Source organism: Nocardia brasiliensis NBRC 14402, assembly GCF_000308475.2.
Classification (GTDB): domain Bacteria; phylum Actinomycetota; class Actinomycetes; order Mycobacteriales; family Mycobacteriaceae; genus Nocardia; species Nocardia brasiliensis.
Map to the genome: position 1 here is coordinate 350608 of NZ_BAFT02000110.1, position 22255 is coordinate 372862.

General features: G+C 68.4%; 22 protein-coding genes and 1 riboswitch. Of the genes, 10 read left to right on the top strand and 12 right to left on the bottom strand.

The window, feature by feature from the left end:
- The first annotated feature begins 47 nt into the window (after positions 1 to 47).
- The 4 genes from TY25_RS37850 (at position 48) to TY25_RS37865 (ending at position 4186) form a co-directional block, all read left to right on the top strand.
- Positions 48 to 959 (top strand): manganese catalase, encoded by a 912-nt coding sequence (locus TY25_RS37850; RefSeq protein WP_042264910.1) that lies wholly within the window; start codon positions 48 to 50, stop codon positions 957 to 959.
- A gap of 218 nt (positions 960 to 1177) precedes the next feature.
- Positions 1178 to 2140 (top strand): hypothetical protein, encoded by a 963-nt coding sequence (locus tag TY25_RS37855; protein ID WP_042264632.1) that lies wholly within the window; start codon positions 1178 to 1180, stop codon positions 2138 to 2140.
- 334 nt (positions 2141 to 2474) lie between these two features.
- Complete coding sequence (locus tag TY25_RS37860) at positions 2475 to 3206, top strand: PAS and ANTAR domain-containing protein (protein ID WP_042264633.1); 732 nt, start codon at positions 2475 to 2477, stop codon at positions 3204 to 3206.
- Positions 3203 to 4186: a helix-turn-helix domain-containing protein gene (locus TY25_RS37865; RefSeq protein ID WP_081869362.1), complete on the top strand. Its 984-nt coding sequence runs from the start codon at positions 3203 to 3205 to the stop codon at positions 4184 to 4186. The genes TY25_RS37860 and TY25_RS37865 overlap by 4 nt, the downstream gene beginning before the upstream one ends.
- On the opposite strand, the gene TY25_RS37870 is transcribed toward TY25_RS37865, so the two are convergent.
- Complete coding sequence (locus TY25_RS37870) at positions 4163 to 5005, bottom strand: acyl-CoA thioesterase family protein (protein WP_042264635.1); 843 nt, start codon at positions 5003 to 5005, stop codon at positions 4163 to 4165. The two genes, TY25_RS37865 and TY25_RS37870, sit on opposite strands and share 24 nt — an antisense overlap.
- A gap of 84 nt (positions 5006 to 5089) precedes the next feature.
- Complete coding sequence (locus TY25_RS37875) at positions 5090 to 5821, bottom strand: GbsR/MarR family transcriptional regulator (RefSeq protein WP_042264636.1); 732 nt, start codon at positions 5819 to 5821, stop codon at positions 5090 to 5092.
- A 276-nt stretch (positions 5822 to 6097) separates the two neighbouring features.
- On the opposite strand from TY25_RS37875, the gene TY25_RS37880 reads away from it, so the two are divergent.
- The 4 genes from TY25_RS37880 to TY25_RS37895 all read left to right on the top strand — a co-directional run bounded on the left by TY25_RS37880 (position 6098) and on the right by TY25_RS37895 (position 9731).
- Positions 6098 to 6916 (top strand): alpha/beta fold hydrolase, encoded by an 819-nt coding sequence (locus TY25_RS37880; protein ID WP_342448064.1) that lies wholly within the window; start codon positions 6098 to 6100, stop codon positions 6914 to 6916.
- 24 nt (positions 6917 to 6940) lie between these two features.
- Entirely contained in the window at positions 6941 to 7834 is an 894-nt protein-coding gene (locus tag TY25_RS37885) for a LysR family transcriptional regulator (RefSeq protein ID WP_042264638.1), read from the top strand.
- Positions 7835 to 7958: 124 nt separating this feature from the next.
- Positions 7959 to 8798: an alpha/beta fold hydrolase gene (locus TY25_RS37890; RefSeq protein ID WP_052383463.1), complete on the top strand. Its 840-nt coding sequence runs from the start codon at positions 7959 to 7961 to the stop codon at positions 8796 to 8798.
- A gap of 27 nt (positions 8799 to 8825) precedes the next feature.
- Entirely contained in the window at positions 8826 to 9731 is a 906-nt protein-coding gene (locus TY25_RS37895; RefSeq protein WP_081869363.1) for an alpha/beta fold hydrolase, read from the top strand.
- A 19-nt stretch (positions 9732 to 9750) separates the two neighbouring features.
- On the opposite strand, the gene TY25_RS37900 is transcribed toward TY25_RS37895, so the two are convergent.
- The 10 genes from TY25_RS37900 to TY25_RS37940 all read right to left on the bottom strand — a co-directional run bounded on the left by TY25_RS37900 (position 9751) and on the right by TY25_RS37940 (position 20937).
- Positions 9751 to 10029, bottom strand: a complete 279-nt coding sequence (locus TY25_RS37900) for a hypothetical protein (protein ID WP_052383464.1) — start codon at positions 10027 to 10029, stop codon at positions 9751 to 9753.
- Positions 10026 to 10577 carry an RNA polymerase sigma factor gene (locus tag TY25_RS37905; RefSeq protein WP_042264640.1) on the bottom strand — a complete coding sequence of 184 codons (552 nt, stop codon included), beginning with the start codon at positions 10575 to 10577 and terminating at the stop codon, positions 10026 to 10028. The genes TY25_RS37900 and TY25_RS37905 overlap by 4 nt, the downstream gene beginning before the upstream one ends.
- Before the next feature lie 195 nt (positions 10578 to 10772).
- The gene (locus TY25_RS37910) at positions 10773 to 12014 is read right to left on the bottom strand and encodes a phthiocerol/phthiodiolone dimycocerosyl transferase family protein (protein ID WP_042264641.1); all 1242 of its coding nucleotides are present in this window, start codon (positions 12012 to 12014) and stop codon (positions 10773 to 10775) included.
- 31 nt (positions 12015 to 12045) lie between these two features.
- Positions 12046 to 12576, bottom strand: coding sequence for a diacylglycerol/lipid kinase family protein (locus TY25_RS37915; RefSeq protein WP_052383465.1), 531 nt, complete (start codon positions 12574 to 12576; stop codon positions 12046 to 12048).
- Between the two features lie 132 nt (positions 12577 to 12708).
- The gene (locus TY25_RS37920; protein WP_052383466.1) at positions 12709 to 15627 is read right to left on the bottom strand and encodes an AfsR/SARP family transcriptional regulator; all 2919 of its coding nucleotides are present in this window, start codon (positions 15625 to 15627) and stop codon (positions 12709 to 12711) included.
- A 63-nt stretch (positions 15628 to 15690) separates the two neighbouring features.
- A complete protein-coding gene (locus TY25_RS44540) occupies positions 15691 to 15822 on the bottom strand; it encodes a hypothetical protein (RefSeq protein ID WP_256656720.1) in 132 nt (43 codons plus the stop codon).
- Positions 15823 to 15959: 137 nt separating this feature from the next.
- Positions 15960 to 17558, bottom strand: a complete 1599-nt coding sequence (locus TY25_RS37925) for an esterase/lipase family protein (RefSeq protein WP_042264642.1) — start codon at positions 17556 to 17558, stop codon at positions 15960 to 15962.
- Positions 17559 to 17661: 103 nt separating this feature from the next.
- Positions 17662 to 18624 (bottom strand): lipase family protein, encoded by a 963-nt coding sequence (locus tag TY25_RS37930; protein ID WP_226887035.1) that lies wholly within the window; start codon positions 18622 to 18624, stop codon positions 17662 to 17664.
- Between the two features lie 97 nt (positions 18625 to 18721).
- Positions 18722 to 19717, bottom strand: a complete 996-nt coding sequence (locus TY25_RS37935; RefSeq protein WP_042264644.1) for an aldo/keto reductase — start codon at positions 19715 to 19717, stop codon at positions 18722 to 18724.
- A 2-nt stretch (positions 19718 to 19719) separates the two neighbouring features.
- Positions 19720 to 20937, bottom strand: coding sequence for an epoxide hydrolase family protein (locus tag TY25_RS37940; RefSeq protein ID WP_042264645.1), 1218 nt, complete (start codon positions 20935 to 20937; stop codon positions 19720 to 19722).
- A 118-nt stretch (positions 20938 to 21055) separates the two neighbouring features.
- Positions 21056 to 21120, top strand: a riboswitch (guanidine-III (ykkC-III) riboswitch).
- 8 nt (positions 21121 to 21128) lie between these two features.
- Here TY25_RS37940 and TY25_RS37945 point away from each other — a divergent pair.
- Both TY25_RS37945 and TY25_RS37950 read left to right on the top strand, forming a co-directional pair.
- Positions 21129 to 21443, top strand: coding sequence for a DMT family transporter (locus TY25_RS37945; RefSeq protein WP_042264646.1), 315 nt, complete (start codon positions 21129 to 21131; stop codon positions 21441 to 21443).
- 228 nt (positions 21444 to 21671) lie between these two features.
- Positions 21672 to 22052 (top strand): PLDc N-terminal domain-containing protein, encoded by a 381-nt coding sequence (locus TY25_RS37950; protein ID WP_042264648.1) that lies wholly within the window; start codon positions 21672 to 21674, stop codon positions 22050 to 22052.
- Positions 22053 to 22255 lie beyond the last annotated feature (203 nt).

Sequence of the window (22255 nt, forward strand, 5' to 3'; positions counted from 1 at the left end):
GTAGTCGCGGCGGGAAGGGAACGTATACAACACATTTGGAGGACAACGTGTTTCGCCATACCGACCATTTGCAATTCGATGTCAAGCCGGAGAAGCCGGACCCGGTGTACGCGCGCAAGCTGCAGGAACTCATCGGCGGCGCCTACGGCGAGATGACCGTGACCATGCAGTACCTGTTCCAGGGCTGGAACTGCCGGATGCCCGGCAAATACAAGGACATGATCATGGACGTGGCGACCGAGGAGATCGGGCACGTCGAGATGATCGCGACGATGGTCGCGCGCCTGCTCGAGGGGGCGCCCGCGACGCACGCCACCCAGGCGGCGATGGGCGACCCGGTGGTCGCGGCCGTGCTGGGCGGGATGGATCCGCAGCAGGCGATCGTTTCCGGCGGCGGGCCGGTGCTCGCCGACAGCAACGGGGTGCCGTGGAACGGTCGCTACATCGTGGCCAGCGGAAATCTGCTCGCCGACTTCCGGGCCAACGTCACCGCGGAATCCCAAGGGCGCGTGCAGACCGCGCGGCTCTATCACATGACCGACGACCCGGGTGTCAAGGACATACTGAAGTTCAACCTCGCGCGCGACACCTACCACCAGAATCTGTGGTTGTCGGCGATCGCGCAGCTCAAGGCGGACGGCATCGAGGACACCATCACCCCGAACGCGCTGCTCGATGAGGAGCACAGCGAGCACGCGACCAGCCTGTGGCACCTGTCCGACGGCGTAGCGGCCGACCAAGGCATGTGGGCGCACGGCATGGCGCCGGACGGCCTGCACAAGAACGGTTTCATCCCGGATCCGGTTCCGTTGGGGGACAAGGCCGCACCGCCGCCGCCGGACCCGCAGCTCTATGTCACCTACGACGGCTCGATGGGTGAACCACGCTCGGCCGCGCTGGGTACCGAAGCGGGTTTGATCGGGAAGATCAAGGACACGCTGGATCCCGACAAGCCCTGATCGCACGGCCCGGCAACGCGTGCCCGGTGTTGCTGAGCCACTGCGGCCGATCGGTGCCGACTCCGATCGGCCGCAATCAGTGCCTGACCAGTGTGTTGTCAGGCGGCTCGAGACCGAAAATGTTGGGGCGCAATGTTTCGGACGGGCCAGGTGGGTAGTCGTATCAGTGGTGCACCGTTGCGCCGACCTGATATCCACGTCGAAGGACAAAGATTTTCATGAGCACACGCGACACCACCACCTTGCTGGCGCAGTTGCGCGCTGTCCGCGATCTGACCAACACCGAAATCCAGGTCGCCGAAACCCGTATCGCACAGGCGCGTACGGACGCGGTGCGCCGGGAGATGTCCGAGAACGCCGACAACGCCCGGGCCCGCGCCGCCGCCATCGAAGCCGCGCTGCGCGAATTGGGCGGCATACCAACCAGAATCGGCCCCTTCCTCGGCCGGGCCGTCGCGGCGGTCAGGACGATGGGCGAGCAGGCGCAGCCGTTCGACGAAGCCCTGCTGGGCGATCTCGCACTGGAGCATCAGCTGCTCGACCGCGCCCGCTACCTGAAGGCGCTCGCCACCACCGCCGAGCACGCCGGGATCGTGGCGCTGGCGGACCGGCTGATCGCCGCGCACTCGGCGACCGTCGACTGGCTCACCACCGTGCTGGCCGAGGACGCCCTCGGTGGCCCGGCGGCGTTGCGCCGCACGCCGTTCCAGGCAGCCGCCGGTACTGCGGTGAAGCTGGTCAACATCCCGGTGACCTGGTCCGCGCGCGGTATCGACCGGGCGCTGGACACTTTCCGCAGCGCGCCGCCCGCGCTCGAAGAGCTGCTCGCCAGGGGTGCGTACGCGGGTGATGTCGCCGTGAAAACGCTTGCCGCGTCCCGCGATGCGGTCCTGGAGACCGCCGAGCAGGTGGCCCGCCGCGAAGGCGCGCGTGGTGCCGCCGATGCGGTCCATTCGCTGCGGACCAGCACCGGCGTGCTCGAACCGGCGGAACTGCCGATCGCCGATTACGCCGACCTGAACGTGACCCAGGCCGTCGCCGCGATCAAGGAGCTGACCTCGCCCGCCGACATTCGCGCGATCGTCGCCTACGAGGAGGAGCACAAGGACCGGCACGGTGTCATCTCTGCCGCGCAGACCCGGCTCGCCGCGATCGCCCAAGAGGTGACCGGCTTGAACTGATACCCCGATTCGCTACTGGCACAGGCCGGCTCGGATTCGAGCCGGCCTGTGCGCGTACGTTCAGGAAGGATCGCGGGACAGCAGCTCGCGCAAGACCTCCGCGGTGTGCCGAACCCGGCGCCGAGGGCGCGCACGCCGGTGGATTGCACAGTATTTCGCAGCTGAACGTGGCATGGGCTGTGCGCCGCGCCGGCCCGTCGGCAAAGTCGTCTGGGCCGCGCGCCACCACGGACTGCTCCCGGTACTGACCGGCGTGTCGTGAAGGTTCGCTGGTCAGCCGGGCGATTCGTCCGGGCACGTCGCCTCGGGTGACGTTCGAAGCGATACTGGATCCGTGACCGGTGATGCGCTGCCAGCTCGAGCGAGTACGGAGGACTTCGAGCACGTGATCGGCGGGACGCCGCAGCGGGTCGGCACCTTCTGGTACTGGTTCGCCGATCAACGCTGGGAATGGTCGCCCGAAGTCGCCGAACTGCACGGATATCAGCCGGGGACCGTCCAGCCGACCACGGAACTGCTACTGGCACATCGGCATCCGGACGATTCCGAGCAGGTCGCCGCCGCGATCGCCGCCGCGGTCGAGAACGGGCAGCCGTTCAGTAGCAGGCATCGGCTCGTCGACGCCACGGGCGTGGTCCGGCACGTGATGGTGGTGGGCGACCATCTGTACGACGACGCCGGACAGATCATCGGCACCACCGGCTACTACGTCGACATCACCGCCACCGTCGCGACCGACAGACGGACGGTGCTCACCGAGACCTTGCCCGAGGTCGTCGCGGCCCGCGCCGCGATCGAGCAGGCCAAGGGCATGCTGATGCTGGCCTACGGCATCGATGCCGATCAAGCGTTCAATGTGCTGCGCTGGCGTTCCCAGGAGACCAACATCAAACTGCGGGCGTTGTCCGAGCAGTTCATCGCCGATGTCACCGGTTCGGGCGCGGCCCCGACCGCGTTGCGCACCCGGATCGATCATGTCCTGCTGACCGCGCACCTGCGCGTGCTCAGCGCACCGGACGCCGAACTCGACGCGGTGCGCCACGAGGGTGACGGTGTCCGCCGATGAACAACACCGATACGCCCGAGGCCGACACCCGCGGCGGTTTCGCCCTCGACTCCACGGACCCGGGCCGCGTCTCGCGCGGTTTCGACATCTTCCGGCACGGGTGGCTCACCGAGGTCGGCTCGGCCTTCCCGCTGCCGACCTTCAGTTCCACCACCCGGGGCGATTTCCGGGTACGGACCCGGGTCGCGAAGGTGCGCGACGTGGCGGTCACCGATCTCGACAGCGCGTCGGTCATCCGCACCGCGGGCACCCCGTACGGCTACGCGGATCAGGTACGGATGTACGTGGTCCGGCGCGGCACCTGGGCGCTGGGCGGCACGCCCGGTGGCGATGAATACCGCGTGACGGGCGGACAATTCCTGCTGCGGTACGGTTCGCCGTTGCATTTCGGCGCGGCGCCGGACACCACGGTGCGGATCCTCACGCTGCCCTCAGCCGTGCTCGAGTCGCGGCTGCGGGATCGGAGCAGCCTCGGCTCGGCGGATTCGGCCGAGATGCGCCTGCTGATGGCGCACACGACCATGGTCCAGGAGACCGTGACCGCGCTCGGCCCGGCCGGTGTGCACGCCGCGCACGACGCGCTGCTCGAGCTGGCCAGGGCCGTGCCGGCGGGGCGCTTCGACGACGCGGAGGCCGAGTTCCGGCCCGCGCTCGCCCGGGCGGCCAAGAATCTGGCGGACCGCCGCCTCACCGATCCGGGCCTGTCTCCCGCGATGTTGGCGCGGGAACTCAACGTCTCGGTGCGCACGTTGCAACGGGCCTTCACCGAGGCGGGGGAGCCCGCGGCGACCTACATCCGGCACCGGCGGCTGGACGCGGCGCGGCGCGCGCTCACCCGCCCCGGCCGACGGCCGACCATCGCGGAAGTCGCTGCGCGCTGGCACTTTTCGGACAGCAGCCACTTCGTCCGCGCGTTCAAGAAGCGCTACGGTCGGACGCCGGTCGACTACGCTCGCTCAGCGGGGGACGTCGGTTGCTGAGGATTCCGGGGTCAGTTCGCCGCGCGGTCCGGTGAGGTCGGCGACGCCCAAACACGTGTCGCCGCCGAAGATGCCGAGTTCGTAGTGCACGGTATCGGCTTCGAAAGAGCCGACCGCGACACCGATTTCATAGTCCCCGGGATAGGTGACCTCGCCGATGTAGTCGATGCGGTGCGCCGTCGGCGCCAGGTCGGGCACCAGGCCCGGCACGCCGAGCGCCGCGGCCGTGAACGCGGCGACCGCCTCGTCGTACCAGGTCGCCAGGACGATGGCGTTGACGTGCTGATTGATGTCGACGTCGGTTATCCGTGCCCGCAAGGGCGCGAAAAACGAGTAGTGGCCGCGGCTTCGGCGCTCGACCGCCGGTCGCGCGGGAGCCGGTTCGGTCGAATCCGGGAGGGACAGCTCCGTGAGATCGGCGATCATCTCGTCCGGCAGTGCGAGCGGTCCCGCGGGGCCGAGCAGCAGGATCGTCGCCCCACCGCGGCCTACCTGCTCGGTGCCCGTGAACACCGCTTGCTCGTAGGTGAACGACGACCGGCCGAACCGCCGGATTCCGGTGTGCACCGTGATATCCGGGTCCGAGAGGCGAACCGGCGCGAGCCGTTCGGCGCGCTCGCCGACGAGCACGATCTGGAAGGGACCGAACGCGCCGGAGTGCACGAGTCGCTCGAATCGAGGCAGCTGCAGTCGTCTGCGGGCTTCCAGCAGCCACTGCGCCAGCGCGGTCGTGCTCGCGGTGCCGTCCCGGCCGAGATCGGCCTGCCGCGGCTGGATATCGCACCGGACCGGATACGAGGAAACTTCGACGGAACTCATGAAAGGGACCTTAGATCGGTCCGCTGACCGAGGACCATCGCAAAAGACCTGGTGGCGGGAACGTTCTACCGGATTGGCGCGGATCTACCGCGCAACGTCCGAAGTTTCGCGCGCGGCGGTACGCCGGGTCCATTGCTCGATCGCGTGCTGGAACGCCTCGTTCACCAGCAGGAGGAGTTCGGTCGAGGCGACGAACCGGGCTCCCGCCGGGGTGTCGACGCCGAGAATCTCGGCGGTGCGCTGGGATTCGGCGGCCAGGGCTTCACTCATCTGCAGCGTCGCGTGCAGGTTGCGCAGCCAGAGATCATCGTCGATGACATAGCGTTCGCGGCGTCCACCGGGCATCCGTTCGCGCCGGAGCATGCCCTGTTGTTCGAGGAAGGCGACGGCGTGCGAGATGGACGCCGGACTCACCTGGAGGAGCTGGACCAACTCGGCGGCGGTGCGTGCGCCGGAGTCGGTGAAGTGCAGGCAGGCCAGCACGCGCGCCTCCATCCGGGCGAGGCCCTGGCCGACCAGCAGCGCGGTGAAGGATTCGGCGGCGTCCTGGACCTCCCGCGGGTCGCGGCCGTAAGCGCTGTCCGGGAGTGGTCGCGTCGTCGGCTGCGGTCGCTTCTGTCGGCGCGCACGCTGACGGGTGTCCTCGTCGGCTCGATCCGCGCGGTAGCCGTCGGCGCCGCCGTTGCGGGTGACCTCGCGCATGATGGTCGAGGCGGGCCGGCCCAGTCGCCGGCCGATTTCCGCATAGCCGAGTCCCTCGGCCAGGCCCATGGATATGCGCTGCCGATCCTCGTTGCTGAGTCTGCCTCCGGGCATAGGGTGCCGATCTTCTCGGTGTGTCGGTGGGCGATGCCCGCCGCTGGCTGCTCAAGTATGCCGCCCTCCGGATCTCATTGCAAAGAGGTAGTACGAGGCGCATTGCATTCACTGCCAATGCCATTGCAATGAATCATTGAACGTCGAGCTATTTCGGTAGTTACGTGACGATCTAATATTGACGAATAGCTAAACGCAATGTACGTTCGATGACGTTCAGAGATTCCCGAACATGGGAACCGTGAAGCGCAGACAACGCACCTGAGGAGATCCGCGATGAGGACCATGACCGCACAGCACTCGACCGCCGACTCGACCTGGACCGGCCTGGTGCCGGTCGAGGACACCGCACTGGCGGTGACCGACACGGGTGGTTCGGGTCCGGTGATCCTGTATTTGAACGGTGCCTACGCCGATCGGCGCCCGTGGCGGCCGGTGATCGCCGATCTCGGTACCGGATACCGGCACATCAGTTACGACATGCGGGCGCGCGGCAAGTCGCGGCAGTCCGCGGACTACACCTTCGAGGCGTGCCTGCGCGATGTCGATGCCGTTCTCGCTGCGCGCGGCGTGGATCGGGCGATCCTGGTGGGCTGGTCCTACGGTGCGACCCTCGCGGCGCACTGGGCGGCGCGGAATCCGGAGCGCGCGCTCGGCGTGGTGTCGGTGGACGGTGCGATGCCGTACGGGCTGACCGGTGCCGAGGGGCAGGAGCGGATTCGGAAGTTGTTCCACCGCATGCGTTTTCTGCTGCCGCTCGCGCGTCCGTTCGGCATGGCGGCGCGGATGAGCGCGGCCGAGCACGCCGAGGTCAATATCGAGATCAACGAGATCGTCGCGGCGATCGCGCCAGTGCTCGATCAGGTGCGCTGCCCCGTGCGCTACGTCTTGGCCACGGGTGCGAGCCTCGGCGGCGGCGAGGAGGAGATGGAAGCGGTGCGCGCCTCCCTCGATCCGGTGCTCGCGCGCAACCCGCACATCCAGGTGAGCGCGAAGGTCGCGAGCAACCATTCCCACATCCTGCGTAAAGACTTTCGCGCCGTCGCCGCGGCCGTGCGCGAGACCGAGTCGGCTCAGCGGTCCGCGCGTCGGTGATCGACCGGCGCCCGAGCAACGCCCATGCTGGAGCGGCACGAGTTGGAGGCTTTCCTCACGCTGGCCGAAGAACTGCATTTCGGCCGAACCGCCGAACGCCTGCGGGTGACCACCAGCCGGATCAGCCAGACCATCGGAAAGCTCGAACGCCGGATCGGCAGTGCGCTTTTCGAGCGCAACAGTCGCACGGTCGCCCTCACGCCGCTGGGCAGGCAGCTGCGCGACGAGTTGCGTCCCGCGTACGAGCAGATCACCGCGAGCGTCCTGGCCGCCAGCCGGGGCGGTAGCGTCGAACGGGCCATCACGGCCGGTTTCTCGACGCCTTGGTGCGGGAATCTGCTCGTGCGCGCGGCCGATCTGTTCCGTATTCGCTACCCCGGCGCCGTCATCGGCATCGAAGAGATCCAGCTGACCGATCCGCTCCGCCGGATGCGTTCGGGCGCAGTGGATCTCCAGCTCACCGCATTCCCGATCGCCGAACCCGACATCATGACCGGGGCGGTTGTCTTCACCGAACCGCGCGGACTGATGGTGCCCGAGCAGCATCCCTTCGCGGCGGCGGAATCGGTGTCCGTGGAAGATCTCGCCGACACGAAGCTGATCACCCTCGTGGATGCATCGGTCCCGCGTTACTGGATGGACTGCCACTTTCCCCGCCGGACTCCCGCGGGCCGGTCGATCCCGCAGGGACCCGCGACGACCTTCTGGGCCGAGGTGCTCGTGCACGTCAGCCAGGGTGTCGGCGTCAGTACCGTCGCCCTGCGGGCCGAGCGGTTCCACTCGCACCCGGGGATCGTGTTCGTCCCCTTCCGCGACGCGCCGAACATCGATTACGGGCTGATGTGGCCGCGCGCCGGACAGCACCCGCTGGTGCCCCCGTTCCTCGAAACCATCACCGAGGCAGCGCTTTCGGCGTGAGCCGCCGCATCGGTGATCGTTTAGCCGCGCTACATCCGGCGTTGCCGACTTGCCGCTTGTTGCGCCTGTCGCCGGCTGTTGAGATTCGTGGTGCCGCTGAAAATGTTTGCTGAGAAAGGCACGAATGGTGCAGACCATCACCACGCCCGGAGGCGTCGTCCTCGCCTTCGATCGGATCGTCGGCGGTACCGCCGGAACGGTCATCCTGATCGGCGGCGCGTTCAGCTATCGAAAGTTTCCGAAACTGGTCGAGTTGGCCGAGATATTGGCGCAACAGTATGGGTTGACGGTCGTGAATTACGACCGGCGCGGACGCGGCGACAGCACCGACTCGCCCGGTGTCTACAGCGTAGAGAACGAGATCGACGACCTCGCCGCGCTGATCGAGGCGGTCGGCGGCCGCGCCGCGCTGTTCGGTTGGTCGTCGGGTGCGGGCCTGGCACTGCTCGCCGCCGCTTCCGAGCGGGTGCACGGCATCACGAAAGTGGTCGCCTACGAACCGCCTTTCGTCACCGACCAGGAAAACTTTGTTCCCCCAGCGGATCTGGCTGCCAGGCTGCACGAGATGATCGCCGCGGACCGGCGCGCGGAGGTGGTGCGCTACTACATGACCAAAGGCATGGGCATGCCGTGGTTGCTCGCCGCGGTCATGCGATTCACCCCGTTCTGGAAGTCGCTGTTGGCCACCGCTCCCGCCTCGGCCCACGATTGGGCGATCATGGGCCCGTACATGCGTGGTGAAGCGTTGCGGCCCGCCGAGTGGGCGGGCGTCGAGGTGCCGACCCTGGTCATTTCGGGTACCAAGAGCGGCGCTTTGTTGCGGTCGGCCGCCCGTGCCATTACCGCCGTGCTTCCGAACGCGCGGCACGAGGAAGTGGCGAAGCTGAGCCACGATCCGAAAATCGCACTCCTGGCACCGGTTTCGGGTGCCTTCCTCGTCGGCGCGGATCACTTCGCGGCCTGACATCCAGCAATCTCTAAGGATCACCCCATGCGAATCCGCATCGTGTCATTGGCGGCCTCGAGCGCCGTGGCCCTGTCCGCAGTGCTGCTCACCGGCTGCGGCGGAACCGACGACACCGGCGCGGTTGCGTCGGAAACACGCTCTGCCGCAGACGATCCGGCGTCCACCGATGGTAAAGGACGGTATGCCGAGATCAACGGCGGGCGGCTGTACTACGAGACACAGGGCACCGGACAGCCGTTGATCCTGTTGCACGGTGGGCTCGCCACCGCTGAATCCACGTTCGGCACTTACATTCCCGAGCTGTCCAAGACACGCCAGGTCATCTCGGTGGACCTGCAAGCCCACGGTCACACGCCCGATCGCGAGCGAGCGTTGAGTTATGAGTCACTGGCCGATGACATTTCGGCGCTGATCACTCATTTGAACCTCGGCAGGACAGATTTGTTCGGCTACTCGCTGGGCGGTGGCGTCGCCATGCAGGTCGCAGCGCGCCGACCGGATCTGGTCGGCCGTCTCGCCATCGCGTCCGCCCCCTATCGCTCCGACGGCTGGCTGCCCGAGACCCGAGCCGGGATGGCCGCGATGAATCCCGATGCACTGCGCGAGACTCCGCTCTACCAGCTGTACAGCGGTGTCGCTCCGGACCCGGCGGGTTGGACGGCCCTGGTCACCAAGACCAGGCAGCTGCTCACCCAGGACTATGACTGGACCGCGCAACTGCCGAAAATCCAAGCACCCGCCCTCATCCTCACCGCGGAATCCGATGCTCTGTACCGCGAGCACACCACCGATCTCGTCGCCCGGCTCGACGCCGGAAAGGGCGCACGCCTCGAAACAGTCCCGGGCACAACCCACTACGACATCATGTATCGCCCAGACCTGCTCGTACCGCTGCTCACTTCGTTCCTGGACGCGACGCCGGTGCGATAACCGGACGACGGCAAATTGGTCACGAAGATCGGCTGGGCGGCGCGGATTGCAGGGTGCACCGGCCGTCGGTGCAGACCCGATGCAGGCGGCCCCGCGAGAGCGTCTGCGCCAGGCCGATCGCCCAGCAGGTGGGGCAGCCGCGCAATGCCACCAGACCCGGCACCACGAGCAGCAGGCCGATCCAGCCGAGGATCGGCAGCAGTGCCAGCGAGGCGGCGAGGAGTCCGAAACCGATGGCGCCCTTGGCCAGGTGGACCGGCAGGGATCTGCTGGCGAACGACGGTGCGTCGGTGCTCAACGCGATTCACTCCCTTCGATGACGGAAAGGTGCGCCCGCACCGCCGCCCGGGCACGATGCAGCCGCGACTTCATCGCCGCCGCACTGAGCCCGAGCGACGCCGCGACCGTCTTCCCCGGTAGCCCCTGGATATCCCGCATGATCAGGACGCGACGCTGATCCTCGGGCAGCAACGCCACGGCGGCGGCCACCCGTTCGATCTCCAGCCTGTTCAGCACGTCGTCCTCGGCCGAGGGCGAAAGCTCCTCCGCCGCAGCCGCGGTGCGGCGCGTGAACAGCTGGGCGCGGCGCAGACATTCGTTCCGCACGATCCGGAACACCCAGGACGCGAGCGCCGTGGTCGCGCGCAGCGTGCCGATCTTGCGGAACAGCACGATGACCGCCTCCTGCGCCGCGTCCTCCGCGTCCTGACTGCTCGCGCACAGCGACGTCGCGAACCGCCGGATGTGCGGATATGCACCGGAAACCAGTGCGGTGATGGCGGTTTCATCGCCGTGCTGGGCTGCCAGCACCAGCTGGTCGCCGGGCCACGAAGCCGATTCACTCATGCCTGTTCGCCCTTCCACGCCACCGCAGCACGGCCACACAGCTGCATAATGACACCGCCGCCACCACGGCGACCACGATCACTGTCATCGATCCTCCTCGACACCGGCCCTTTCGGCCGCTCCTACATAAGAGCGACCGAGGCGGAAAAAGGATTCGGCAGCAGCGGCCCGGATATCGTCGCAGCGCCCGGCCGGTCAGTTCTGGCGGGCCAGATCATCGATCAATTCCTCGAGGTTCCCCGCCACGAGGCGGCGCAGTTCGGTGATCCGGGTGCGGTGATGGTGGTTTTCGGCGTAGGTGAACTCGATGCTCAGGCGGCCTCGGAAGGTGTAGACGAAGTAGCTGAGCTCCGGGACGGAATCACCGGTGACGAAGCCACGGAAGTCGACCACCTCCATCCCTTCCGGGCAGTCCAACGCGGGCACCACGCCCCAGTTGGTAAGGATGTTGACGGCGGTGTCCGGTGTGCTCGCCCCGCTGCGGGCCGCGGCGAACATGGTGGCCAGCGCGGTGCCGCTGTCGATGCCGTACACGATCTGCGCCTTGACCTCTTTGCCGAGGGTGAGCAGGTCGGCGTCCGGACCGCACAGGGTGACGGTGGGCGCGTACCCGAGACCGTTGCTGGTGTCGGTGACCGGAGCCGGCGGTGTCAGGTGCGGGCGCAGGTCGACGGCATGTCCGATGATCATGGGCAGCTCGTCTTCGGGTGCGGCGCCGGAAGTTTCGGCGATCATCACCCGCTCGGCCCGGATCACCGCGGCGCTGAGCAGTGCGTGCACCGTCGTGCCCTGCGCTCGTGCGAGGCGGAGCAGCGCGCCGGTGTCCCTGTCCGACAGCGTGATCCGCTCCTCCGTGGCGACGCGCAGGCCCGGTCGGCCGAGTATCTCCGTCGGTGTGCAGCGGTAGAGACCGTTGGGTGCGGGCAGCGCCACGTCGGGGACGGGAATCCCGCGCTCGTGGAGTAGTTCCTCCAGCCTGCGGGGCACGAGCGGGGTGGGGTCGGCGAGTGCCCCGGTGGCGAGCGCGGTGGCCGTCCGCCACAGTTCGGTGATGAGCTCGAATCCCAGGTGCGCGTCGCCGATGGCGTGGGATACGCGCAGTGCGACCGCGGTGGTCGCGCCGGCGTGCACGATCTCCAGCGTCGCCAGCCGAACTGTCGGATCGACTGGGTCGAGCCCGCGCACGAGCCACTCCGAGACGCTGCTGTGCACCGTCTCGAAGACGGCCTCGTCGCGATCGCTGTCGAGAATGTGGACGTAGCAGTCGCCGTCGTCCGAGCGGAGTTGCCCGCACAGCATCGGAAAGCGACGGCACGTGTGCGCGAAGGCCCGCCGCAGTAGGTCGACATCGACCGCACCCGCGCAGATGGCCACGTACGAGACAGTGAGTCTGTTCGGCGCGAAGTTCTGGTCGATGGCGCCGATTCGGTATTTCACGAGGTTCTCCTCAGGGGTAGGTTCACAAGATTCACGGCACCAGGACGGCCTGTGCGCCGCGCAGAACGCGTGCGGTGCAGGGCCGCGCGTCCAGCGAGGCGCCGTCGACGATCGCGCTGCCCGCCGGGCACCACACGGACACGGCGGCCGCCTGGTGGTAGGTGACGGCGGGATGAGTGACCGCCCGTCCGGCGGCCAACGCGGTGAGCAGGCGGAGCGTCCGTCCGCGCGGTGCGGATCCGATCACGGTGATTTCGAGCAAGCCGTCGTCGAGCCGCGCGCCGGGGCAGATCCGCTTGCCGCCGGTGCGGCCGATATTGCCCACGGTCACGAGCAACGCCTCGGTGTCGATGACCTCCGGACGGTCGGGTCGGCTGAGCCGCTCGCGTATCAGGTCGATCGTCGTCGCGAGAGTGGTGCCGCGCAGTTGACGGACCCGGGCGCCGCGGGCGGCGAGGTAGTGCGCCGCCGTGACGGCCGTGCGCAGTCCTCGTCCGCGCGCACTGCACGGATACCCGATCACATCGATGGTCTTGCTGCCGATAGTGGCGGCGGAAGGCATGGTGAACTGCTCCGATCGGACCGGGGAACGTGCTGTCGATCCGATCTTGGGCGGTGTGCTCGAGCAGACATTGAGCCGCGAATGAACGCCCGCCCGACCTGGTGCGATGGGAGAGACGGCGCAGGCCGACGGTCAGGGTCGGCCGGTGCTCCCCGCGCCGACGGCCTCGAACTCGGCCGCCGCCGGTGGTGTGCGGCCGATCCGGGTGGCCAGCTCGGCGAGCTGCGCGCGCGCCTGCTGGGCTTCGATATCGCGTCCCAGCGCGGCCAGCGCCCGGGCCCGATAGTCCAGTGCGTGCCCGCGACGGATCGGGTCCGCGGCCTCCGTGAGTACCGAAACAGCTTCGGCTGCAGCGGCTTCCGCGATATCCAAGTGTTGCCCGTAGAGGGCGACCTCCGCCTGCCGGTACAGCGCCCAGCCCAGGAGCAGCCGTCGTCCGTGTCCGCGAGCCGTGCGCACCGCGTCCGCGCAGATCGTCACGGCACGCTCCGGATCACGGTCGCGCATCAGCACCACCCGGCCCAGCTGACTCCGGGCCAGCGACTCGAAGGCCGCGCCACCCAGTCGCTCGGCCAAGCGCAGTGCGCGCTCGGCGGCATCGGCGGCTCGATCCCATTGCGCGGCATCGCCGTACCGATCGGCGAGGGTGGCGCAGGCCCATCCTTCCCAGGCCGGGTCGTCCAGGTCGCGGAAGATCTCGACCGCGGCGGCCATGTGGGTGATCGCGTCGGCGGCGCGCCCGACGCTGAGCGCGGCGGCCCCCAGCAGGTGTTCGGCGAAGGCCAGTAGCAGACTGCTCCCGTTCGGTCGCAGTATCTTTCGCACGGGTTCGAGCACGGCGACCGCGTCGTCACCTCGGCCCAGATCCAGGGCGAGGATCAAGCCGAGCGCCACGCGCGCGCGGAATTCGGTGTCCCGGTCGTCGAATCCCGCTGCGACGGTGAGCAGCCCGCGCACCGCGTCGGCCAACTGCCCGGACTGGGCCGACGGGTCGACGCTCTCGCTGATCAACATCGCGACGTCCACGCTCGCGGGCACGAGTGCGGGGTGATCCGCGGCGATCTGGCGGTGCAGCGCGATCAACGCCGTGCGCTCGGTATCCAGCCAGGCGTGTGCGGCGGCCTCGGTGCCGATCGCGGTGCCCGGTTGCGCTGTGGGCCGGACATAGTCGAGCCGATGGCCGGGATAACGATGGCGGACGATGTTTTTCGCGGTCGCGAGGTAGTAGTCCAGCAGGCGCGACAGCACCTCTGCGCGGTCGATCTCGGTGTCGACGGTGTGGGCGAACAGCCGCAGCAGATCGTGGTAGCTGTACCGATCGTCGCCGATGGATTGCAACAGCCCGAGGTCGACGAGTGACTCGCAGACCTGTGCCGCCGCTGCGGTTTCGAGACCCAGGATGGATGCGGCTGCGGCGACCGAAAGATCCGGCACCGCGGGCACGGCCAGTGCCACGAAAGTCCGCGCGGTGGCGGCGGGCAGCTGCCGGTAGCCGAACGCGAAGCAGGCGTGCACGGTCAGATCGCCGCAGCGCAGTTCCGGGAGGCGATGCCGTTCGTCGGCCAGCCGCTGTGCCACGGCGGCCATGCTCCAGTGCGGTCGCGCCACCAGGCGGGCGCCGATGATCCTGATCGCCAACGGCAATCGACCGCAGGCCGCGACGACCGCGGCGGCGGCCGCGGGCGCTGCGGCGATGCGGTCCGTTCCCACTATGCGTTCCAGCAAGCTTCGCGCCTCGGCCGCGGACAAGACGCCGAGCGGCCGGTATGTCGCGTCCGGTAACGGCAGCACCGTACGGCTGGTGACCAAGACCGCGCAACCGGACCCGCTCGGCAGCAACGGCCGCACCTGATCCAGCGTGCCCGCGTTGTCGAGCACCAGCAGCATGCGGCGATCGGTGAGCATGCTGCGCAACAGAGCCGCTCGTTCGGACTCGGTGGGTGGGATATCGCTGTCCGGCACCGCCAGCGCGCGCAGGAAGGCCCCGAGCACGCCGACCGGTTCGGCGGGACGATCGTCCATGCTGTGCAGGTCGGCGTAGAGCTGTCCGTCCGGAAAGTGCGCGCTGATCTCGCGCGCGACGTGCGTCGCCAGGGTCGTTTTACCGACCCCGCCCATCCCGGTGAGCACCACGATGGGCGGGGTGTCTCCCGCGGGGATCAACGTCGCGCCAAGCTCGTCGACCAGTGCTGCGCGTCCGGTGAAATCTGCTACGCCCCTGGGTATTTGAGCTGGCCGGACGCTTTCGCGCAACTCGGGTGGGGCTGAGTGCGCCGAGGGCAAGGCCAGATCGTCGTCGAGGATGCGCTGGTGCAGCTCGGCCAGCTCGGGGCCGGGTTCGATGCCGAGTTGGTCGATGAGCAGCCGCCTGGTGTCGGTGTACACCGTCAGGGCCTCACTGCGCCGGCCGCAGCGATACAGCGCGGTCATCCGCAGTCCGCGCAGTCGCTCGCGGAACGGGAATTCGTCACTGGCCATGGCCAATTCGCCGAGCACCTGCTCGTGTCGCCCCAGCTGGAGATCGACCTCGAAACCGGCCTCCAGCAGGGTCGTCCGCAACTCGCTGAAGTGCCGGCGCCGATCCACTGCGAGCGGGCCCGGTACACCCGCCAGCACTTCGCCACGCCACAATGCCAGGGCTTGATCGAGCTGTGCTCGCGCCTGCTCGAAATCGCCTGCGGCGCGGGCTCGGTCGGCCGTCGCGGCCAGTGACTGGGCCTGGAAGGCGTCCACCGATTCCCGGGGGACGCGCAATTCGTAGCCGTCGCCGACCGAAACGAGCACCGTGGCCGCGCCGCGGCGCACGCGATCGGGTTCGACGAGTTTGCGCAACAGCAGCACGTGTGAGCGCAGCGAGGCGATCGGGTCGCCGGGCAACTCCTCGCCCCATACCGCGTCCACCAGCTGTGCCGCGGTGAGCGGCCGCCCGGTCGCGAACAGCAATGCGGCGAGCACGGCCTGGGTCCGCAGGCGTTCCGACGCCAGCGTCAGCGCACCGCGCCGCACCGTGACGCGGCCCAGCACCGTAAAACTCAGGTCGGCAGCGTCCATCGGCTTCTTTCAGCGGAACATGGGATCACCCGATCTTAAGGGTCGGCGTCCCGCTGTCCGCCATCAGCCGAGGAGGCGGTCCTTGACCTCGAGCACTACACACCCCACCGCCACGAACACGAGGACCAGCAGCCGCTTCACCCACCCCCACGGTTCGTGCAGCGCGGCCAGTGGCGGAGGGGTCCGATTCGTCATGTTTTCGGACCGTAGGGACAGTGGATCAATGGCCACTGTCTCGCGCTGAACGGGGAATGAACGCGCCTGGTGAACGGCAAGTCCTGCTGCACAGTGCCACTGTGCCGGAAGGTGCCCGGCCAGGGGAACGGTTGGGCTCAAGCGACTTTCAAAGTGGTGTAGGTGAGCCCGAGCAGCCCGGCCACGATCGCCGCGCCGAGCAGAATGCCCATCGTGGACAGGGCCAGCCAGCTCAGCCCGGCCACGGCGGCCACCGTCGCCCAGGCCAGCCTGGGCGCCACCCGCGACATCAGTTCGAAGCCGCGGCCGGGTTTGACCACGTGCGCTTCGCCGCCTGCCTCTCCGGTGCGCACGTAGTCGACGACGGCCGAAAGACGGTCGGTCACCAGGGCCGCGCCGTGTCCGCCCTCGATGTGCCGGATCTGCCGGGTGCCCGGCGGTACCGAATCGAAGCCGGTGAATCCGCCGACCCCGACATCGCGCATCCGGAACGCGCGCAGCCCGCTGCACAGCCAGCCGACCGGCTTGTCCTGATTGGCGCAGATGTTGACCAGCGAGCCGATCTGACCCGCGTCGGCGCACCGGACCCAGTCGAACTCGCGCGGCAGCACGCTGCCCGCCAGGAACACATGCTGAAACTCCAGGGCCGGGATCTGTTTCAGTGACTGGCCGAACAAATAGGTGCCGTTGCTGTGCCCGACGAAATGGAATGGAATGCCCGGGTGACGGGCGAGGTGGTAGCTGTACATGTCGGCGAACCAGCGCAGGTTGCGCCGGCGCGTGAACGGGAGCGCGAAATCGTAGGCCGACAGCCGGCCGTAGGAGGGCGTCACCACGAGCACATTCTTGTCGGCCGCCAACAGCGCCGCCTCCAGCTCGCTCGGCCATTCGCCGTTACCCGAGCGGATGCCGTGCAGGGCGAACACCACCGAGGTTTTCGTGGCCTCGGCGGCGGGCAGCGGCTCCGGATTGCTGGGCGGCAGCGGCTCGGTGATCGCCGCGCGCAGAATCTCGTACCGCTGACCGGCATAGTCCTCGGACAAGCCCGCTTCGATGCTGATGATGTCCGCGTGCGTGGCGCCGGGCACCACCTTCTGCACGCCGGTCGGCAGCGTTTCCAGATCGCGGCTGTCCTCCTTGACGACGGCCCGGTCCTTCTTCCCGCTGACCTGCACCACGATCGGCGCCTGGTTGCCCAGCTGGGCGATCTCGCGCAGCCACAGGATCCGCAGATTGGTGATGAACGGTGCGCCGCAGATCAATTCGACCGCCGTGAACCGGCGCAGCAGCGGCGCCAGCACCTTCGTCGGATAGCGCTGCCACCACGGCAGCCGATCGGGATCGACCCCGCGATTCGGCGCGGCCAGCAGCACGATCCTGGTCACCGCGTCCGCCCACGGCAGCCGGTGCCCGTCGATCCCGCGCAACGCCTGCAAGTAGGCGTACCGGTGCATGATCCCGCCGATGCTGTGCCCGATGAGCACGATCTCCGGCGTCTTGCGTGGCCCGGTCCAGTACGCGTCGATCCGGTCCGCCAGATCCCGGCACCGGTTCGCCAGCGTGCCGCGGCTGAAGCGGCGGATCCCGTCCGGAAACTGCCAGTAGATCGTTTCGTCGGTTCCGTAGCCGGGTTCCCGTTGCAACCGCGCGAACAGGCCGTCTATCGCCCCGGGGCGCTCGGTCAAGCCGGGTACGTAGACGATCAACCGTCGATGGTGCACTTGTGCGGTGGTCATCTCGCCCCCGGGGTGTTCCGTCGCGGGCCGTCCGGCCTGCGGTGATGCTGTTACCACATCATCGACACCACGCCGTCCGGCGTTTCGTTCCGCGGGAAATGTGTCAGCAGGTGCTGGGCGCGGGCCTGCCGGAGAAGCGGTCGGACAGGTAGGTCAGGGCGGCGGGGAGCCCGGCTGCCGCTTCGGTGCCGTGCTCACCGAGCGGATTCTCCACTCGCTGCACCGGAGTGCCTGCGGCGCAATATTTTTCGGCCAGTGACCGAGCGGAATCGACGGGGGCGAACTCGTCGTTGAGCGCGTGATAGATCAGCACCGGCGCGATGGGCGCGCCCGCCCGGAACAGCGGGCTGGTCGACCGGATGACCCGGCTCAGCTCGGCATTGTCGGTGAGCGAACCGGGCCAGGCCTCCAGCTGGGCGCGTTGCGCCTGGGCCGCGACCGCAGTGGCCTGCGCGCCGCCGGAGTAGCCCCACAGGCCGACCGGAGCGGCGGGGTCGACCGCCGCGGGCGGGAACGTCTTCGCGGCGCGTATGCCGTCCAGGACGCCGTGCGCGTAGCCGTCCGCGCCGGAGAAGTCGGAGTTCGGGCCTTGATAGTCCGGCACGACCACGGCCCAACCCTGTTGGAGCGCAATGCCTATCATCCCGGTCTCGCTGAACGAGTTGCTCGGACCGCCGCCGAGTCCGCCGCGCAACGCATAGGAGGGTGCGCATTTCGTGCCCACGCCGTCTTCGGCGACCTGGTACGACAGCAGTGGCCGAGGGCCGGCGCCGGGCCATTCCTGCTGTGGCACAAGGATCGTGGCGATGTATGCGCTGGGCTCGTTGCGATTGTCGACCGTCTTGTATTGCACCTGCCATGCGTCTGCGGCCAGCGGCTGGAAGTAGGACCGTGCGTCGATCGGCCGCGACGCGAGAATGGTGCCGTTGGGTAGGTCTGCAATGCCCGGCGGCACCGTGTAGAACGAATCTTGTTCCGGCAGTGGCACTGCCGTTGCCCAGCCTGCGCTCGTTGCTGTGACGTAAGCCGCGACGACGGCAGCAGCCAGCAATCTTGATCCCCGCACCGCGAATCCCTCCCCCTGGAACCTGTTCTAGTTCATGTGGTCGGGAAGCATAGTGCACTCGGCAGTCGCGAGGGTCGGCATGGCTCGCGCCGCACGTTCAGGCCCAGGGTAATTCGGCGCGGGTGCGCCAGAAAGTCTCGGGGGATTCGACCAGGACGGCCAGCTCGCTCAGGTCGTCGGCGCTGAGGTCGAGTTCGGCGGCGGTGAGATTGGAGGTCAGCTGGTCCCGGGTCGCGGCGCCGGACAGGACGATATCGGCCCAGGGTTGGGCGGCTGCCGCGGCCAGCGCCAGCGCGTCGGTGCCGGTGCCGAGACGGTCGGACACCGCGCGCAGGGCGGCGGTGCCGGGACCGGTGGCGTTGCGGCCGGCGAGGCGGCCGTTGGCCATGGCTTCCTTGACCACCACCAGCCATCCTGCCGAATGTGCTTCGGCCAGTGCGGGTCCCGCGGACGGGTCGAGCAGGTTCCAGGTGGACTGGACGGCGGCGAACAGTGGCTCACCGGTCACGGTGACCTCCAGCGCCGCGCGCACGGTCGCCGCCTGGGCGGGCCCGCTGGTCGACAGCCCGACCCGGACCCCGGCCGCGGCCAGGTCCGCCAGTCGCGCGTGCAGCTCCCGGTCGGCCAGCGCGGGGCTGTCCGGAGTGACCGAATGGATCAGGTAGACATCCAGGTGCTCGCCCAAAGCGGCTCGGGTTTCCCGGATTTGACGATCGAACACGGCGACCGTGTGTTCCTTGACCTCATGGGCCGAGACACCCGACGCCCGCCAGCCGGCGGTGTAGGTGTAGCCCCATTTGCTGCCGATGGTGGCCGCTGCCGCGACTTCCGGCCGCGCCGTCAGCCATTCGCCGACGAATTCCTCTGCGCGACCGTAGGAGCGGGCGGTATCGAAGTAGCGCACCCCGGCCGCCCACGCGGCATCGAGCAGCGCGTGTGTGCGGGTGCGCATCGCGTCCACCGTGCGCTCGGCGGGCAGGTCCAGTTCTCGTCCGAGCGTGATGTAGCCCGGGCGTCCCACCGCGGCCGTCCCCAGTCCATATCTGCTGATCGGCGCGTCGGTCGGGGAGCCGGGAGGGGAGGAGGCGGGCATGACTACAGCGTTGCACGGGGCAACTGCCGAGGTGTGCGGGCCTCCCCACCGCAGCGCTCGGTGTCCTGGCGGATCGCGCGGAAGGCGTTTCGTAGTTCGCTGACCAGCACGTTCGGGTGTTCCCACCCCGGGAAGTGCCCGCCGTATTCCATCTCGTGCCAACTGGTGAGGTTCCGGTAGCGGTGTTCCGCCCAGCGCCGGGCCACCGGGAACGGTTCGGCCGGGAACACTGTGCAGGCGGTGGGCACGAGAACCGGCTGGCCGTTCTGCTCGGCCGCGCTTCGCGCCGTCCACCGCAGGGCCTCCCAATACCAGCGAGCGGTGGCGGCTCCGGTGCCGGTGAACCAGTAGAGGGCGATGTCGTCCAGCTGCTGCGCAACGCTGACGCCGCCACCTGCTTCGGGTCGCGTGTCCGAAAAGGCGACCAAAGCTTCGCTCAGCCAAGCCGCGAGCCCGGCCGGCGAATCGAGCAGCGCGTAGCCGATCGTCTGCGGCAGCATGCCTTGGGCGATCACATGGGTGGGCCCGGTCATCATGAACCTGTCCCGCCGGGTGAGCATGGCCTGCTCCGCGGCGTCGGCCGTCGCGATGTCCTCGGGCGTCGGTGCCGCGATCGGCATCGTAAGATGTAGTGCGGCAACTCTTTCCGGTATCAGGCAGGCCAATTCGGTGCTGACGAACGCGCCCCAGTCGCCACCGTGCGCCCCGAAGCGTTCGTACCCCAGCCGGGTCATCAGAGCCGTCCATGCGCGTGCGGTCCGGCCGGGATTCCAGCCGGTTTCCCGCGGCCGTTCGCTGAACCCGAAACCGGGCAGGGCCGGTACGACCACGTCGAAAGCGTCCGCGGCCGAACCGCCGTGCGCGACCGGATCGGTCAGCGGCCCGATCACGCTTTCGAACTCCAGCACCGAGCCCGGCCACCCGTGCGTCAGCACCAGCGGAAAAGCGCCGGCTTCCGGCGAACGCACATGCCAGAACGCGATATTCAGTCCGTCCAGCCGAGTGCGGAAGTGCGGCAGCGCATTCCAGCGTTGTTCCAGCGCACGCCAATCGTGCTGCCGCCAGCCGTCCAGGAGCCGTTGCAATCGTGCCAACCCGATGCCCTGCGAACCGTCCGCCACCGTTTCCGCCTCGGGCAGTCGTACGCGGTCGAGACGCTCCCGCAAGTCCTGCAACTCGCGCTCGGGAATGTGCACGGGAAACGGCTCGATTTCAGTCACGACCGCGATGCTAGGACGCAGCCTCCGCGTTGCTCGATACACAAAATTGCGCACTTCATGGAGAGAAACGTCACCGGCTGCCCGCTTGCCCCCGGTGCGCCGAGTTGCCATCGTGGAAGGCAGGTCCCGGCAGGGACCCCGGACGAGGGAGCCGTACCCGGCGCGCGACAAGACGGCCTCGGAGGCTCGTCATGTCTTGGTTGATTCTCGTGTTGTCCGGCGTCTGTGAAGCGATCTGGGCCACCGCTCTGGGTAAATCGGCCGGTTTCACCCGCCTGATCCCCACCCTCGTCTTCCTGCTCGCGCTCGCCGCCAGCATGGTCGGCCTGGCCTTCGCCATGCGCGACCTCCCGGTCGGCACCGCCTACGCCGTCTGGGTAGGCATCGGCGCCGTGCTCACCGTCGCCTACGCGATGACCACCGGCTCCGAACCGATCACCCTCCTCAAAGTCGTCTTTCTCCTCGGCATCATCGGCAGCGTGATCGGCTTGAAGTCGGTGCACTGAGCAGTGCCGGGTGACCAGCACGTCTGCTGGGTAAAGACGCACATCCGCGTCGAGTGGAGAGCCGCGCGGTCGTCCGATAGGGTCTGCCGTGGTGCGGCAGTCGGGGGCCGATCCTGCCGCCCGTTCGAGAAGATCTGCCAGCTACGGGCACGGGCCCGGGCCGGTTGGGGGGAGATTCGCCACGAATCGCCGCACGGACCGGGCTGGCAGACGTACTAGGAGGTACTGATGCCCTACGCGATCGTTGGACTACTCACGTTGGCACTGTGGGTCTACTGCCTGATCGACATCATCACCTGTCCGGACGCGGGCATCCGTCATCTACCCAAGATGGGCTGGCTGATCGTCGTCATCCTCATCCCCACCGTCGGCGCGCTGCTCTGGCTCTTCGCGGGCCGCCCCGTGCACGAGGGCCGCCCACGCTCGACCACCGCGTACGCCGAGTACGACCGTCCCGGCCGCCACGTCGCTCAGGACGCCGCCGCCGACGAAGCCTTCCTGCGCGGCCTGCGCGAGCGCGCCGAACAGCAGCGCGCCGAGGCCCGCCGCCAGGAAGCAGAGCGGCAGAGCGACCTGGACCGGCGCCGCGAACAGGGCGAACAGCTCTGATCGCTGCGTCGACGGCTCCATCGGTCTGCTCGGGTGCCGCGACTGTAGATCAACTACGACGTTGTCCGCTTCGTCCTCGGCGGTCTGTGCCCGAGGCTTGGTGCAGCCGCGATCGAGGACGTTCGCGGCGTTGCGCAGCAAACCTTGAAGGGCACGTCGCGATGTCTTTCCGTGTTCTGAAGGTGCCTTACGGTGGCACTGGA

What these genes read in the sequence shown, in the direction of transcription:
- TY25_RS37875 (WP_042264636.1), bottom strand. Translation starts at nt 5,821, where the DNA reads ATGCCCGGAGGCAGACTCAGCAACGAGGATCGGCAGCGCATATCCATG.
- TY25_RS37880 (WP_342448064.1), top strand. Translation starts at nt 6,098, where the DNA reads ATGAGGACCATGACCGCACAGCACTCGACCGCCGACTCGACCTGGACC.
- TY25_RS37945 (WP_042264646.1), top strand. Translation starts at nt 21,129, where the DNA reads ATGTCTTGGTTGATTCTCGTGTTGTCCGGCGTCTGTGAAGCGATCTGG.
- TY25_RS37920 (WP_052383466.1), bottom strand. Translation starts at nt 15,627, where the DNA reads ATGGACGCTGCCGACCTGAGTTTTACGGTGCTGGGCCGCGTCACGGTG.
- TY25_RS37865 (WP_081869362.1), top strand. Translation starts at nt 3,203, where the DNA reads ATGAACAACACCGATACGCCCGAGGCCGACACCCGCGGCGGTTTCGCC.
- TY25_RS37870 (WP_042264635.1), bottom strand. Translation starts at nt 5,005, where the DNA reads ATGAGTTCCGTCGAAGTTTCCTCGTATCCGGTCCGGTGCGATATCCAG.
- TY25_RS37925 (WP_042264642.1), bottom strand. Translation starts at nt 17,558, where the DNA reads ATGACCACCGCACAAGTGCACCATCGACGGTTGATCGTCTACGTACCC.
- TY25_RS37895 (WP_081869363.1), top strand. Translation starts at nt 8,826, where the DNA reads ATGCGAATCCGCATCGTGTCATTGGCGGCCTCGAGCGCCGTGGCCCTG.
- TY25_RS37950 (WP_042264648.1), top strand. Translation starts at nt 21,672, where the DNA reads ATGCCCTACGCGATCGTTGGACTACTCACGTTGGCACTGTGGGTCTAC.
- TY25_RS44540 (WP_256656720.1), bottom strand. Translation starts at nt 15,822, where the DNA reads ATGACGAATCGGACCCCTCCGCCACTGGCCGCGCTGCACGAACCGTGG.
- TY25_RS37935 (WP_042264644.1), bottom strand. Translation starts at nt 19,717, where the DNA reads ATGCCCGCCTCCTCCCCTCCCGGCTCCCCGACCGACGCGCCGATCAGC.
- TY25_RS37890 (WP_052383463.1), top strand. Translation starts at nt 7,959, where the DNA reads ATGGTGCAGACCATCACCACGCCCGGAGGCGTCGTCCTCGCCTTCGAT.
- TY25_RS37915 (WP_052383465.1), bottom strand. Translation starts at nt 12,576, where the DNA reads ATGCCTTCCGCCGCCACTATCGGCAGCAAGACCATCGATGTGATCGGG.
- TY25_RS37855 (WP_042264632.1), top strand. Translation starts at nt 1,178, where the DNA reads ATGAGCACACGCGACACCACCACCTTGCTGGCGCAGTTGCGCGCTGTC.
- TY25_RS37905 (WP_042264640.1), bottom strand. Translation starts at nt 10,577, where the DNA reads ATGAGTGAATCGGCTTCGTGGCCCGGCGACCAGCTGGTGCTGGCAGCC.
- TY25_RS37885 (WP_042264638.1), top strand. Translation starts at nt 6,941, where the DNA reads ATGCTGGAGCGGCACGAGTTGGAGGCTTTCCTCACGCTGGCCGAAGAA.